The sequence below is a fragment of the Nocardia sp. NPDC056064 genome (assembly GCF_042266925.1).
Taxonomy (GTDB): domain Bacteria; phylum Actinomycetota; class Actinomycetes; order Mycobacteriales; family Mycobacteriaceae; genus Nocardia.
Genome location: NZ_JBHJWO010000001.1, coordinates 3,775,482 through 3,789,779, shown reverse-complemented (window position 1 = coordinate 3,789,779; position 14,298 = coordinate 3,775,482). Strand labels below are relative to the sequence as shown.

At 70.6% G+C, this 14,298-nt stretch carries 11 protein-coding genes and 1 pseudogene; 9 read left to right on the top strand and 3 right to left on the bottom strand.

The window, feature by feature from the left end:
- Positions 1-193: 193 nt before the first annotated feature.
- On the bottom strand, positions 194-817 hold the full coding sequence (locus tag ACFC06_RS17535; protein WP_375931891.1) for a TetR/AcrR family transcriptional regulator: 624 nt from the start codon (positions 815-817) through the stop codon (positions 194-196).
- Between the two features lie 84 nt (positions 818-901).
- On the opposite strand from ACFC06_RS17535, the gene ACFC06_RS17530 reads away from it, so the two are divergent.
- The 6 genes from ACFC06_RS17530 to lon all read left to right on the top strand — a co-directional run bounded on the left by ACFC06_RS17530 (position 902) and on the right by lon (position 6,289).
- Positions 902-1,684, top strand: a complete 783-nt coding sequence (locus ACFC06_RS17530; RefSeq protein ID WP_375931888.1) for a hypothetical protein — start codon at positions 902-904, stop codon at positions 1,682-1,684.
- A 32-nt stretch (positions 1,685-1,716) separates the two neighbouring features.
- Positions 1,717-1,887 (top strand): DUF2613 domain-containing protein, encoded by a 171-nt coding sequence (locus ACFC06_RS17525; RefSeq protein WP_375931885.1) that lies wholly within the window; start codon positions 1,717-1,719, stop codon positions 1,885-1,887.
- On the top strand, positions 1,884-2,948 hold the full coding sequence (locus tag ACFC06_RS17520) for a DUF3068 domain-containing protein (protein ID WP_375931882.1): 1,065 nt from the start codon (positions 1,884-1,886) through the stop codon (positions 2,946-2,948). Before ACFC06_RS17525 ends, ACFC06_RS17520 begins: the two co-directional genes overlap by 4 nt.
- A gap of 119 nt (positions 2,949-3,067) precedes the next feature.
- Positions 3,068-3,340 carry a type II toxin-antitoxin system Phd/YefM family antitoxin gene (locus ACFC06_RS17515; RefSeq protein ID WP_375931879.1) on the top strand — a complete coding sequence of 91 codons (273 nt, stop codon included), beginning with the start codon at positions 3,068-3,070 and terminating at the stop codon, positions 3,338-3,340.
- The gene (locus ACFC06_RS17510; protein ID WP_375931876.1) at positions 3,337-3,741 is read left to right on the top strand and encodes a type II toxin-antitoxin system VapC family toxin; all 405 of its coding nucleotides are present in this window, start codon (positions 3,337-3,339) and stop codon (positions 3,739-3,741) included. Before ACFC06_RS17515 ends, ACFC06_RS17510 begins: the two co-directional genes overlap by 4 nt.
- A 91-nt stretch (positions 3,742-3,832) precedes the next feature.
- A complete protein-coding gene (lon, locus tag ACFC06_RS17505; protein WP_375931874.1) occupies positions 3,833-6,289 on the top strand; it encodes an endopeptidase La in 2,457 nt (818 codons plus the stop codon).
- 203 nt (positions 6,290-6,492) lie between these two features.
- Here lon and ACFC06_RS17500 read toward each other — a convergent pair.
- Positions 6,493-6,921: pseudogene (locus ACFC06_RS17500) on the bottom strand (PaaI family thioesterase); the annotation flags it as partial.
- Between the two features lie 213 nt (positions 6,922-7,134).
- On the opposite strand from ACFC06_RS17500, the gene ACFC06_RS17495 reads away from it, so the two are divergent.
- The gene (locus tag ACFC06_RS17495; RefSeq protein WP_375931871.1) at positions 7,135-8,214 is read left to right on the top strand and encodes a DNA polymerase IV; all 1,080 of its coding nucleotides are present in this window, start codon (positions 7,135-7,137) and stop codon (positions 8,212-8,214) included.
- Between the two features lie 17 nt (positions 8,215-8,231).
- Positions 8,232-9,227: an acryloyl-CoA reductase gene (locus tag ACFC06_RS17490; RefSeq protein ID WP_375931868.1), complete on the top strand. Its 996-nt coding sequence runs from the start codon at positions 8,232-8,234 to the stop codon at positions 9,225-9,227.
- A gap of 16 nt (positions 9,228-9,243) precedes the next feature.
- Here ACFC06_RS17490 and ACFC06_RS17485 read toward each other — a convergent pair whose 3' ends face one another.
- The gene (locus tag ACFC06_RS17485; protein WP_375931865.1) at positions 9,244-11,130 is read right to left on the bottom strand and encodes an ABC transporter ATP-binding protein; all 1,887 of its coding nucleotides are present in this window, start codon (positions 11,128-11,130) and stop codon (positions 9,244-9,246) included.
- Positions 11,131-11,266: 136 nt separating this feature from the next.
- On the opposite strand from ACFC06_RS17485, the gene ACFC06_RS17480 reads away from it, so the two are divergent.
- Positions 11,267-14,275, top strand: a complete 3,009-nt coding sequence (locus ACFC06_RS17480; RefSeq protein WP_375931862.1) for an FAD-linked oxidase C-terminal domain-containing protein — start codon at positions 11,267-11,269, stop codon at positions 14,273-14,275.
- Positions 14,276-14,298: the final 23 nt, after the last annotated feature.

The window sequence follows — 14,298 nt, the reverse complement described above, 5'->3', positions numbered from 1 at the left end:
GAATCATTGATCGATGACATCACTGCAGGTGATGGCGGTCTCAAAAATTCAGGCGTTGCGATCTGGGTCACTATTGTGTCAAACTCTCGGACCACACTGTGGAGCCGACCGGTCTCACAATGTCCGGAAAGGGAGAGGGTTGAGCTTGCGGCACGTGCGCGAAGTTGCCACCCTCTCGTCGGCTGGGTACGAATCAGTCCGTCACGATGAGCGACAGGGCCGCCCCGGTGAGCAGTTCCACCAGCTCGCCGACCGGGGGGCGCGACTCGCGCAGCAGCCATTCGTGCGCCATGCCGTTGACCGCGCCGGTGATCAGCGCCGTCGTCAGCTGGGCGTCACCGCCACGCAGGCGGACGCCGATGCCCTCGAGCGCGGCATCGATCAGGGCCGCCCAGGAGTGCCTGCGGGTGCGCCTGCGGTCCTCCATCCGGTCGCTCACCCCGACCACCTCGATGAGCGCGACCTGGGCCCGGTACGGGTCCGAGCCGAGCGATTCGAGGTAGGCCGCGAAACCCGCCCGCAGCGCCGTCTCCGGATCGGTCGGCTTGGGCAGGGCGACCAGCACGGTCGCGACCGCGGTCGCCGCGTCGTCCTGGATCCGGTCGTAGGCCGCGAGCAGGACGTCCTCGCGGGTCTCGAACTCCTCGTAGAACTGCCGCTTGGACAACCCCGCCGCGGCACACACCTCGGCGAGCGAGCACGTGGCGTAGCCGCGCTCGGCGAAGATGCGCGTTGCTGCTTCCAGGAACCGCTGACGCCGCTCGGCTTTACGCGCGACGACCGTACGACCCCCATACCGTCTGTCCGCTGTAGTCACCTCTCCAAAGTATCTGAAACCCGGGATCACACTGACATTTCCGGTGTGCTTTATCCATCCCACGACAAGAAGGACGGCTGACCAGTGCTGCGCACCCGAGGATCGCGGACCGCTTTGTCTGCATTCGTACTAGCGGTGAGTGCTTCACTCGCTGCTCCGACGCCGACGATGGCTGCCCCGCAGCCTGCCGCGGCACAGCCGAGCGTTCCGGCGATCCCGGAGAACGTGTCCTCCGAGGTGCTGGCCGCCCTGGCACCGACGATGGTAAGCGCCATCTCGGCGCCCGCCCCCATCGCCGACGGCGCGCAGGGCGCGATCCTGGCGCAGGCGCGCGTACTGCTGGCCACCCCCGGCATTCCCGCGCAGGTCAAGGCGACCCTGGAGAAGGTCATCACCTTCCTCGACGGCAGCGGTGGCGGCGGCCCCGACCTGCCGCCCGCCGACGGCCCGGTGATCTCGCAGTTCCTGTACCCGACCATCGGTAAGGGCTGCATCGGCGCGTCCTCGGACTCGGTCGGCACCGCGCTGGCCGTGGCCGGCCCGGCCGAACTGCCGCCGCCGGGACCCGCGGCGGGCCAGACCGGCTTCGTCTTCACCGCCCTGGGCACCAAGACGCCCACCGCGACGCAGAACCCGCCGATGACCGTGCAGTGGATCAATCTCGACACCCGCCGCACCGGCAACGCGCCGCTCACCACCGCGGCGGGCATCAACCCCGACGGCCCCGCCACGCTGTCGGCCATCGCCGACACCGGTTCCGGCCGGGTCGCCGCGGTGATCTCCGGATCGCTGACCACGACGACCGCCGACGCCGAGGTCCGCACCTGCTCGTTCGCCCCGACCGTCGGGTTCTTCTCGGTCGCCTGAGCCGACCGCCACGTATTGGAGTTTCGATCTTTATGAAGTTCGCCGTTCCCGGCCTGATCAGTGGGCTGGCAGGCGCGGTTCTCGGGGTGATTGTCGTCATCGGCATCTCCGCGGCCGCGCAGCAGAATTCCATTCCCGCACCGGAGACCACCGCTGACCCGGGCTCCTCGGTGCTGGGCAACGTGCAGTACGGCAGCCGATGAGCGGCGCGCGCAGGACCATCGCCTGCATCCTCGTCGGCCTCGGTGCGCTGCTGCTGGCAGCCGCCGCCATGATCCCCACCTACACCGTCGGCAAGGTCGCCAAGACCCCGCTGGACCTGCGCATCACCACCGTGGCCAAGAGCGTGCCCGGCGAGGAAAGCATCGTGCTGGACTCGAAGTCGCTCGCCGCGCCGGAGGGTGCGGCCAAGATCGACACCAACGTGCCCCTGCTCTCGCAGCGGTTCCTGACCGTCGAGGAGCCCTCGGGCGCCGACGAGATGACGGTGCAGGCGGGCCAGACGCTCAGCCGCACCGACCGCGACGGTGACACCGGTCTGCTGACCGCCTCGATCGACCGCGTCACCATCGACCGCGTCACCGGTGAGCCGATCGACGCCTCGCCCAACGGCTCCATCGCCACCGGCGTCGACAAGTCCGGCGCCCCGGTGGCCGACGCCTCGCAGCGCGTGGGTCTGCAGTACCGCTTCCCGATCGGCACCGAGAAGAAGTCCTACCCGTACTTCGATCTCAACGCCCGCGCCACCTTCGACATCGACTTCGTCGAGGAGTCGCAGATCGACGGCGTGCCGGTGTACCACTTCCGCCAGACCATCCCGGTCACCAACATGTGGGACGTCACCCCGGCAGCCACGCACCGCCTGACCCTGCCCGCCTTCAAGTGGGGCCTCGAGGGCGAGGAGCCGGTCACCATGACCCGCTTCTACACCAACACCCGCGACGTGTGGGTCGAGCCGAAGACCGGCGCGGTCCTCAAGGGCGGCGAGCACCTGCACCTGTTCTACGGCCGCAGCGCCGACAAGGTGGACGTCACCGCGCTCAAGTCGCACCTGGTCTTCGACCAGCCGACCATCGACGCGCAGATGGAAGTCACCCAGCAGAGCCTCGACAAGCTCTCCCTGTTCGGCACCACCCTCCCGATCATCCTGGGCATCCTCGGCGGCATCACCCTCATCGGTGGCATCGTCCTCGGCGTCCTGAGCGCCCGCACCCGCGGCCGCCTGATCGACCCCCCGACCGAAAGGTTCGACCGAAACCTCTGACCCCCTGCAGATGACCGCCCCGGTCTCCCGGCCCCACCCCAGCCGGAAGCCCGGGGCGTTCTCTGTTTCCGGGCCGATCGGCTGTAGCGCCGTGTAGCACCACGCGCTACATTCGAGGGATGAAGGTGATCTCGCAGCGCGAACTGCGCAACAACTCGGCGGCGGTGATGGACGCGGTCGAGGCCGGGGAGACCTTCCGCGTCACCCGCAACGGTGTCGAGGTCGCGGAGGTCCGGCCGGTCGGCAGACGTCGGCGCCGCACGGCTGCCGAGCTGGTCGAGCGCCATCGCAAGCTGCCTGCGGTCGACTACGCCGCGATGCGGCGCGAGGCCGACGAGTTCTTCGGTACCGAGGACCGCATCGGTGACGACGACCCCTGGTCCGGGCGGTGACGGCCCGGCATCCCGCGGGCGTCCTCGACACCTGCGCCTATCTCGACCTCGCCGTGCTCGATCCAGCGCTGCTGCCGGAGATTCCCGAGATCACCGCGATCACGCTGGCCGAGCTCAATCAAGGCGTGGCGATGGCGAAGGACCCGGCGACGCGCGCGGCGCGGTCCGAGCAGCTCGGTGCGGCGATCGTCGAATTCGACCCGCTGCCGTTCGACGAGGCCGCCGCGACGCGCTACGGCACGCTGGTGGCCCTCACACTCGCCGCGAAGCGCGATCCCCGTCCCCGCCGGATGGACCTGCTCATCGCCGCCATCGCCTCGGCCAACGACCTGCCGCTCTACACCCGCAACACCGCCGATTTCCGCGGGCTGGACAGCATGGTGGAGGTCGTCGGGCTCTGATCGTTCGCCGTGAGTGAACCGGCCGGGTGGGCGGAACAAAGAGCGGGGTGGCCATGTTGAGTGGGGAAAGCTCAACTTTGGAAGGGTCGATATGACTACAGCTCAGAACCTGCCGGTGCTGTTCCTCACCGATCCGATCGTGCTGCCGGGCATGGTCGTGCCCATCGAACTGGACGAGTCCGCGCAGGCCGCGATCGACGCCGCACAGGCGGGCAAGACCGGTGCGGTGCTGGTCGCGCCCCGGCTCGACGAGGGGTACGCGTCCTACGGTGTCGTCGCCACGATCGAGCAGGTCGGGCGGATGCGCGGGGGTGCGCCCGCCGCCGTGCTCAAGGCCGAGCGTCGCGCGCGGATCGGGCACGGCGTGACCGGCCCCGGCGCCGCCCTGTGGGTGGAGGCCGAACCTGTCGAGGACGTCACCCCCGACGAGCGCACCATCGAACTCGCCGCCGAATACAAGAAGCTGGTCGTCGCCGTGCTGCAACGGCGCGAGGCCTGGCAGATCATCGACATCGTCAACCAGCTCGACCGCCCGGAGGCCATCGCCGACACGGCTGGTTACGCGCCGTACCTGTCCGACGAGCAGAAACGCGAACTGCTCGAGACCCCCGATGTCGCCACCCGGCTGACCAGGCAGATCGACTGGATCAAGGCGCACATCGCCGAGGTCGAGGTCACCGACAAGATCTCCGAGGACGTCCGCGACGGCATGGAGAAGAGCCAGCGCGAGTTCCTGCTGCGCCAGCAGCTCAACGCCATCCGCAAGGAACTCGGCGAGGACGAACCCGACGGCGCCGACGACTACCGCACCCGCGTGGAGAACGCCGACCTGCCCGACCACGTGCGCGCCGAGGCGCTGCGCGAGGTGGGCAGGCTGGAACGCGCCAGCGACCAGAGCCCGGAATCCGGCTGGATCCGCACCTGGCTCGACACCGTGCTCGACCTGCCGTGGACGGTGACGACCGAGGACAACACCGATGTCGCGGCCGCGCGCGCCGTGCTCGACGCCGACCACCACGGCCTCGACGAGGTCAAGGACCGCATGGTCGAGTACCTGGCCGTGCGTGCCCGTCGCGCCTCGCGGGGGCTCGAGGTCGTCGGCGGCCGTGGCTCCGGTGCCGTGATGGTGCTGGTCGGCCCGCCCGGTGTCGGCAAGACCTCGCTGGGTGAGTCCGTGGCGAAGGCGCTGGGCCGCGAGTTCGTGCGTGTCGCCCTTGGCGGTGTGCGCGACGAGGCCGAGATCCGCGGTCACCGGCGCACCTACGTGGGCGCGCTGCCCGGCCGGATCGTGCGCGCGGTGAAGGAGGCGGGTTCGATGAATCCCGTCGTCCTGCTCGACGAGATCGACAAGGTCGGCTCCGATTTCCGGGGTGACCCGGCCGCGGCGCTGCTCGAGGTCCTCGACCCCGCGCAGAACCACACCTTCCGCGACCACTACCTGGATCTGGACCTCGACCTGTCGAACGTGCTGTTCATCGCGACGGCCAATGTCATGGACACCATCCCCGGCCCGCTGCTGGACCGGATGGAGCTCATCACCGTCGACGGCTACACCGAGGCCGACAAGGTGGCCATCGCCCGCGACTTCCTGGTGCCCCGGCAGCTGGAACGCAACGCGCTGACCGCCGAGGAGGTCTCGATCACCGACGCGGCGCTGCGCGAGATCGCGGCGAACTACACCAGGGAAGCCGGTGTGCGCCAGATGGAACGGCTCGTCGCGAAGGCGTTGCGCAAGGCGGCGACCCGCCTGGTCACCGCCGAACGCGCGGACACCTCGCTGGTCGATCACGGCACGCTCGGCGAGGGCGCCGTGCTCGGCTACGACCCGGAACTCGGCTACGACAAGGTGATCGACATCGAGTCCCCGGGTCCGGTGGGCGCGGCGACGAGTTCGACCATCGACGTCGGCAACCTCACCGACTACCTGGGCCGCCCCCGCTTCACCCCGGATTCGGTGGAACGCACCGCCGTCCCCGGTGTGGCGACGGGTCTGGCGGTCACCGGCGCCGGTGGCGATGTGCTCTACATCGAGGCCAATGCCGCCGAGGGCGAGCGCTCGCTGACCCTCACCGGCCAGCTCGGCGACGTCATGAAGGAGTCGGCGCAGATCGCCCTCACCTACGTGCGTTCGCACCTGGAGGAGATCGGGATCGAGCCGAAGGTGCTGGATCGCAATATCCACGTCCACTTCCCGGCGGGCGCGGTGCCCAAGGACGGGCCGTCGGCGGGCGTCACCATGGTGACGGCGCTGGTCTCGCTCGCCCTGGGGCGTCCGGTGCGCGGTGACGTGGGGATGACCGGCGAGGTCACCCTCAACGGCCGGGTGCTGCCGATCGGCGGCGTGAAGCAGAAGCTGCTGGCCGCGCAGCGCGCCGGGTTGAAGACGGTGTTCATCCCGGCCCGCAACGAACCGGATCTCGACGAGGTCCCGGCCGAGGTGCTGGCCGCCCTGGAGGTGCGTCCCGTCGCCGACGTGGCCGACATCCTGGCCTACGCCATCGAGCCGATCGCCGAACCGGCGGCCGGTGGGCTGGCCTTCACGGCCTGATCCGCGTCCGAGGGCGGCGTCATCCCGGCGATGACGCCGCCCTCGTCGTGTCAGCGGCTCACGGTCGGCGGCAGCGGCGCGGGTTCCTCGGGTCGCACCACCGGCAGCTGATCGGTCTCGTAGGTGTCCTGCTCCTCGCCGAATTCGTCGTCGTACTCGTCGTCGAATTCCTCGTCGGCCGACACCTCGGCCGAGGGCGCCAGATCCTTCTCCACCCGCCGTGTGGTGCCCTGCGCCACCGCCACCAGCACCGGCTCCTCCCCCTCGGTCTCGGCGTAGACATCGCAGTGGGTGACGGCCTGGCGCCGGGTGGCCCCGAGCACGGTGGCGTGCACGCGCAGCCGCTCGCCCTGCGCGGGACGCAGATAGGTGATGGTGAAACCGCCGGTCAGGACGTTGGGGCCGAGGACGGTGCCCGCCGCGAAGGTGAGCGCGTTGTCGGCCGCGTAGGCGAGCACGCCGCCGTGCACGAAACCGAACTGCTGACCGTGTTCGGGCTGGATCTCGATGATCAGAGTGGCCGCGCCGTCGCCGAATTCGGTGAGTTCGGTGCCGACCAGCCGGGCGAACGGCTGCGCGGCCAGTACCTGGCGGGCCAGGTCGAGGTCGAGGGTGGTGGCTTCGGTCGGCATCGGGTGTTCCGTTCTTCGAGTTGCGTGGCGCATAGAAAGTATTCGGCGCCCTCGACTCGCCGGTGTCATACGCGAACGGCGACGACATCGGTTGGCGCGCTACGGATATTGCCATCCGCCGATGAACCCGCGGTGTCCGCGCCCGACCGCCCGGTCCCCGGCCCGGGGCGCGGCGGCACCGGATCGCCGGTGCGGTGCGGTAGAACTGCGTGCGTGCCCCAGTGGCTGCTGCACGTCGATCTCGACCAGTTCCAGGCGGCGGTGGAATTCCGGCGCCGTCCCGAGCTGCGCGGACAGCCGGTGATCGTGGGCGGGGAGGGTGATCCGGCGCAGCCGCGCAAGGTCGTCACCTGCGCGTCCTATCCGGCCAGGGCCTTCGGGGTGCGCGCCGGGATGCCGCTGCGCACGGCCCAGCGCAAGTGCCCCGACGGGGTGTTCCTGCCGGTCGACATGGACGCCTACGAGTCCGCCTCCGCCGAGATCATGGCCACCCTCGCCCGGGTCGCCGGCGCGGTCGAGGTGTGGGGCATGGACGAGGCGTTCGTCGCCACCGACGACGACCCCTGGGAGCTGGCCGCGCGCATCCGCACCGCCGTCATCGGCCTCGGCCTCACCTGCTCGGTCGGCATCGGCGACAACAAACTCACCGCCAAGCTCGCCACCGGCTTCGCCAAGTCCACCGGCAAGACCTCCGCCGAACCCGAACACGACCCGGGCGCGGCCGCCGGGATCTTCCAGCTCACCGCCGCCAACTGGACCGACCTCATGGGCCACCGCCCCACCGACGCGCTGTGGGGCGTCGGCGCCCGCATCGCCAAGCGCCTGGCCGCCCTCGGCATCGACACCGTCGCCGACCTCATGGCCGCCGACCGCGAACGCCTCGCCGCCGAATTCGGCCCCACCACCGGCCCGTACTTCTGGGTCCTCGGCCACGGGAAAGGCGATACCGAACTCGTCACCACCCCACGAATCCCCGTGGGCCGCAGCAAGTCCGAGACCTTCCCGCACGACCTCACCGATCCCGCCGAGATCCACCGCGAGGTCGCCCGGATCGCCGGCGAGGTCGCCGAGGAGATGATCGAGCACCACCGGATCAGTACCCGGGTAGCGGTCACCGTCCGCACCAAGACCTTCTACACCCGCAGCAAGCAGCAGAAACTCCCCGAACCCACCGACGATGTCACCACCATCGTCGACACCGCCCTGGCCATCATCGCCCGCTTCGACCTCGATCGCCCCGTCCGGCTACTGGGCGTGCGCCTGGAACTCCTCCCACCCGATCCGGCCGATTGACTCGTATGCTCGGATCCATGGATTTTTCCGCGATGGTGGCCCGTGAGTCCGAAGGTGGGATCGTTCTCGCTCGTGAGCAGGTCGGGGAGGATTTCCTCGGCGCCGGTGAGGTGACGATCAAGGTCCACTACTCGAGCGCCAACTACAAGGATTACCTGGCGATCACCCCGCGCGGCGGCGTGGTGCGGGAGTACCCGATCGTGCCGGGCATCGACCTCGCCGGTGAGGTGATCGCCTCGGAGACCGAGGAATTCGCCGTCGGCGACCAGGTGATCGCGCACGGCTATGAACTCGGCGTCTCCCGCAACGGCGGCTTCGCCGAATACGCCCGCGTGCCCGCTGACTGGGTGGTGCGCCTGGACGGCCTGAGCACCCGCGAGGCCGCCACCATCGGCACGGCCGGTTTCACCGCCGCGCTGAGCGTGCAGGCCCTGCTCGACCACGGCCTGACCCCCGACGACGGCGCGGTGCTGGTCACCGGCGCGACCGGCGGTGTCGGCACGGTCGCCATCGACATCCTCTCCGGCCTCGGCTTCGAGATCATCGCCTCCACCGGCAAGACCGACGCGGGCGACCTGCTCGCCGAGATCGGCGCCAACGAAGTGATCGGCCGCCTGCCACTGGACCCCGACGCCAAACCCCGCCCGCTGAACAAGGCCAACTGGGCCGCCGCGGTCGACAGCGTCGGCGGCGCCTCACTGGCGCACGTCCTCAGCGCCATCGGCTACGGCGGCGCGGTCGCCGCCAGCGGCCTCACCGGCGGCGCCGACCTACCCACCACCGTGCTCCCCTTCATCCTGCGCGGGGTGAGCCTGCTCGGCATCGACTCGGTCCAGCTACCGATCGAGAAGCGCCGAGCCCTGTGGACCGCCCTGGGCAAACAACTCCGCCCCCAACACCTTTCGTCGATCGAGTCCTACGCCCCGATCACCGAGGTCGCCACCGTCCTCCAGTCGATCAAGGCCGGCGGCCACTCCGGCCGCACCGTCATCGGAGTCGCGGGCGAGTTCTGAGACCACGCCGCCGGACTCAAACTGTGGCCGGTGCGGTGACCGGTTCGTCGGCGAACTGGGTGCGGTAGAGCTCGGCGTAGCGGCCGTCGGCGTTGAGGAGGTCGGCGTGGGTGCCGCGTTCCACGATGCGGCCCTGTTCGAGCACCACGATCTGGTCGGCCGCGCGGATGGTGGAGAGGCGGTGGGCGATCACCAGTGCGGTGCGGCCGGTCAGTGCCTCGGTGAGGGCCTCCTGGACGGCTGCCTCGGAGGTGGAGTCCAGGGAGGCGGTGGCCTCGTCGAGGATCACCACGCGGGGCTGCTTGAGCAGCAGGCGCGCGATGGTCAGGCGCTGGCGTTCGCCGCCGGAGAGGCGGTAGCCGCGTTCGCCGACGACGGTGTCGAGCGCGTCGGGCAGCGAGCGGATCAGGTCGCCGAGGCGGGCGCGGTCCAGTGCGTCCCACAGTTGGGTCTCGGACGCCTCCGGCCGGGCCAGCAGCAGATTCGCGCGGATGGTGTCGTGGAACAGGTGCCCGTCCTGGGTCACCAGGCCGACGGTGTGCTGGATCGACTCGGTGGTCAGGTCGCGCACATCGGCGCCGTTGAGCCGCACCGCGCCGGAGTCCACGTCGTAGAGCCGGGAGACCAGTTGCGCGATGGTCGATTTGCCCGCGCCGGAGGAGCCGACCAGCGCCACCAGCTGTCCGGGCTCGGCCCGCAGCGACACCTCGTGCAGCACCTCGACCCCGCCCCGGGTGTCCAGCGTGGCGACGTCCTCGAGCGAGGCCAGCGACACCTTGTCCGCCGACGGGTACCCGAAGTCCACCCCGTCCAGTTCCACCGCGACCGGGCCCTCGGGCACCGCGACGGCGCCGGGCGCGTCCTCGATCAGCGGCTTCAGATCCAGCACCTCGAAGACCCGCTCGAAGCTCACCAGTGCCGACATGATCTCCAGCCGGGCACTGGCCAGTGCGGTGAGCGGCGTGTAGAGCCTGGTCAGCAGCAGCGACAGCGCCACCACCGAGCCCGCGTCGAGGCTGCCGCGCAGCGCGTACCAGCCGCCGAGGCCGTAGACCAGGGCCAGGGCCAGCGCGGAGACCAGGGTCAGTGAGGTGACGAAAGTGGTCTGCAGCATGGCGGTGCGCACGCCGATATCGCGCACCCGGGTGGCCCGCTGGGCGAACTCCGCGGACTCCTGATCCGGCCTGCCGAACAGTTTCACCAGGGTGGCGCCGGGGGCGGAGAACCGCTCGGTCATCTGGGTGCTCATGCTGGCGTTGAGGTGGGCCGCTTCGCGCTGCATGGCGGCGAGCCGGTTGCCCGCGCGCCGGGCGGGGATCACGAACACCGGCAGCAGGACCAGCGCCAGCAGGGTGATCTGCCAGGAGATGCTGAGCATCACCGCCAGCGTGAGCACGAGGGTGACCAGGTTGGTGATCACGCCGGAGAGGGTGTCGCTGAAGGCGCGCTGCGCGCCGATCACGTCGTTGTTGAGCCTGCTCACCAGCGCGCCGGTCCTGGTGCGGGTGAAGAACGCGACCGGCATCTTCTGCACGTGATCGAACACGGCGGTGCGCAGGTCCAGGATCAGGCCCTCGCCGATGCGCGCCGAGAGCCACCGGATGACCAGCCCGAGCCCGGCGTCGAGCACGGCCAGGCCCGCGATGGCCAGCGCCAGCAGCACCACCGTGCGCGGGGCGGAACCGCCGACGATGTCGTTGACCACCCGCCCGGCCAGTACCGGAGTGGCCACGCCGAGCACCGCGGCCACGATGCTGAGCAGCAGGAACCCCGAGATCCGGCGCTGATGCGGACGGGCGAAGCGCACGATGCGGCGCGCGGTGGCCAGGCGGAACGGCCGGTCTTCCTCCGGCGCGTTCATCCGCCGGTACATCTGGCTGTAGGCCACGGATTCGATACTCACTGCCACCCTCCTCGACGCTGTCCGCCCATCGAACACCTGTGCACCGACACTAAAACCTCAACAAAGGTTGACTTCAAATACTTTCCGGTGACCGTCGGTTCCGCTCACCGCGAAACCGGGGCAATAGGCTGGTCGGGTGGACGACGAGCGGAGTGCTGAGCGGCTGGCGCGAGCCCTGCGCGCCCGGGTCACCGGCGAGGTCGACGCCTCGCTCCGCCGCCGGATCGAGTACTCCGCCGACGCCTCCAACTACCGGGTGCGCCCCCGGCTGGTCGTCTTCCCGCGCGCCGACGACGATGTCGCGGCGACCGTGCGCTTCGCCGGGGAACACGGGCTGGCGATCACCGCGCGCGGCGCGGGCACCTCGGTGGCGGGCAATGCCATCGGCCCCGGCATCGTGCTGGATTTCAGCAGGCACATGAACGCGGTGCTCGCGGTGGACGCCGAGGCGGGCACCACCCGCGTCCAGCCCGGTGTCGTCCTGTCGGCCCTGCAACACCGCCTGCGTCCGGCCGGACTGCGCTTCGGGCCGGACCCCTCGACCCAGGACCGCTGCACACTCGGCGGGATGATCGGCAACAACGCCTGCGGCCCGCACGCGCTGGCCTGGGGCCGCACCGCCGACACCGTGCGGGAACTGCGCGTGATCGACGGCACCGGTTCCGAACGGGTGCTGGGCACCGATCTGTCCGCGGTGCCCGGTCTTTCACGATTCACCGCCGATCGGCTCGCGGTCCTGCGCACCGAGCTCGGCCGCTTCGAACGGCAGGCGTCGGGCTACGGCCTGGAACATCTACTGCCGGAACGTGGTTCGTCGGTGGCGAAGGCGTTCGTCGGCTCGGAGGGGACCTGCGGGGTGCTGCTCGACGCCGAACTCGCCCTCGCGCCGCTGCCCACCGCGACGGTGCTGACCGTGCTCGGCTATCGCGATATCGCCACGGCCGCCGACGATGTCGCGGCGGTGCTGAGCTGCGCGCCGATCGCGGTGGAGGGCATCGACGCCGGGCTGGTCGACGTGGTGCGCGCGCATCGCGGGACCGTCCCCGAACTGCCGCGCGGGCGGGGCTGGTTGTTCGTGGAGACCGCCGGTGCGACGGCCGCCGAGGCCCTCGCCGCCGCCGAACTACTCTGCCGCACGGCCCATTCCGACGACCACCGCATCGTCACCGATCCCCGGGCGACAGCGGCACTCTGGCGGATCCGGGCCGACGGCGCGGGCCTGGCCGGACGCACCCCCGACGGCAACCCGGCCTGGCCCGGCTGGGAGGACGCCGCCGTCCCACCCGAGAACCTGGGCACCTACCTGCGCGAATTCGCCGCGCTCACCGGCGATTACGGGATCGGCGGCCTGCTCTACGGCCATATCGGTGACGGCTGCATCCATGTGCGACTGGATCTTCCGATCACCGACGCGCCCCAGCGGTTCCGCTCGTTCCTGTTCGACGTGGCCGAGCTGGTGGTGCGCCACGGTGGATCGCTGTCCGGCGAACACGGTGACGGCCGGGCCCGATCCGAACTGCTCGAGGTGATGTACTCCCCCGCCGCCCGCGCGGCCTTCGCGGGCTTCAAGTCCCTGTTCGACCCCGGCGACATCCTCAACCCCGGCGTCCTGGTGCGCCCCGCCCCGGTCGACGCCGACCTGCGGGTCGCCGGGCTGCCCCCGGTCCCCGCCAGCGGCTTCGCCCTGCTCGACGACTCCGGCGATCTGTCCACAGCTGTGCACAGATGTGTAGGAATCGGCAAGTGCCGCGCCGACACCCGCGCCGCGGGCGGTTTCATGTGCCCGTCGTACCTGGCCACCGCCGACGAGAAGGACACCACCCGCGCCCGCGCCCGCGTCCTCCAAGAGGTGGTCCGCGGCGAACTCGATTGGCGCGCAGCAGCCGTCGAACAATCCCTGGACCTGTGCCTGTCCTGCAAGGCCTGCGCCTCCGACTGCCCCGCGGGCGTCGACATGGCCACCTACAAATCCGAAACCCTGCACCGCCGCTACCGAGGCCGCCTCCGCCCCCTCGACCACTACGTCCTCGGCCAACTCCCCCGCTGGCTCACCGCCGCCCAGCGTGCTCCGCGCCTGATCAACGCCCTGTTGGCCCGCCCCCGTCTGCGCCGCCTCGCCATGCGCACCGCCGGCATCGACCCCCGCCGCCCGGCGCCGCCCCTCGCCGTCATCCCCTTCCACAACCTCTGGCAAGACCTCGGCGGCAACACCCGCACCGAACCCCTTACCAGCGCCCACCACCAACTGCGACCGAGCGCGCCGTCCCCTGCCCGCAGACCATCGCCCGCCCCGGACCCGGACCTACTGCCCGGTCCGGTCGCTGCCCCGGACGGACCGCGCGACCCGTCCATCGGCAGCGATGTCAGCACCCCTCCGGGCAGTCCGGCCGTGTCCGGTGTGCTCGGGACCAGCGGACCGGCGACCCGGGAGCGTCCCGAGATCATGCTGTGGGTGGACTCGTTCAGCGACACGTTCGCGCCGAACAACGCGCTGGCGGCGGCGGTGCTGCTCGAAGACCTCGGTTACCGGGTGCGGATTCCGGAACGGCGGGTGTGCTGCGGGCTGACCTGGATCACCACCGGACAGCTCGACGGCGCCCGCAAACGCCTGCGCGCCGCCCTCGACGCGCTGGCCGAGCATGTCGCCTCCGGCGGTCTGGTCGTGGGGCTCGAACCGTCCTGCACCGTCACCCTGCGGGCCGACCTGCCCGAACTCCTCCCGGACGACCCGCGCGCACGACAGACCGCGGCCGCCGTCCGCACACTCGCGGAGTTCCTCCTGGCGCACCCCGACTGGCAGCCGCCGCGACGTCCGGGCGAGACCGTCGTCGTCCAGCCGCACTGCCACCAGCACGCTGTGGGCGGGTTCGCGGCCGAGCGGGAGTTGCTCGCGAGGATGGGCGTCACCGTCGAGGAACTGGCGGGGTGCTGCGGGCTCGCGGGCAACTTCGGCATGCAGAAAGGCCACTACGACGTCTCGGTGGCCGTCGCCGAGAACGCGCTGCTCCCGGCCCTGCGCGCCGCACCGGCGGGCACGGTGTTCCTCGCCGACGGCTTCTCGTGCCGCACCCAGGCCGAGCAGCTGGCAGGCGTCAGCGGCGTACCACTGGCCTCCTACCTGCTCGGAGTGGCCGAGCGGGACTAGCTTCCGCCGGGCAGGGTCCCCGG

Excerpts from the sequence above, each read along its gene's own strand:
- ACFC06_RS17520 (WP_375931882.1), top strand. The coding sequence starts at position 1,884 with ATGAGCGGCGCGCGCAGGACCATCGCCTGCATCCTCGTCGGCCTCGGT.
- ACFC06_RS17490 (WP_375931868.1), top strand. The coding sequence starts at position 8,232 with ATGGATTTTTCCGCGATGGTGGCCCGTGAGTCCGAAGGTGGGATCGTT.
- ACFC06_RS17525 (WP_375931885.1), top strand. The coding sequence starts at position 1,717 with ATGAAGTTCGCCGTTCCCGGCCTGATCAGTGGGCTGGCAGGCGCGGTT.
- ACFC06_RS17515 (WP_375931879.1), top strand. The coding sequence starts at position 3,068 with ATGAAGGTGATCTCGCAGCGCGAACTGCGCAACAACTCGGCGGCGGTG.
- lon (WP_375931874.1), top strand. The coding sequence starts at position 3,833 with ATGACTACAGCTCAGAACCTGCCGGTGCTGTTCCTCACCGATCCGATC.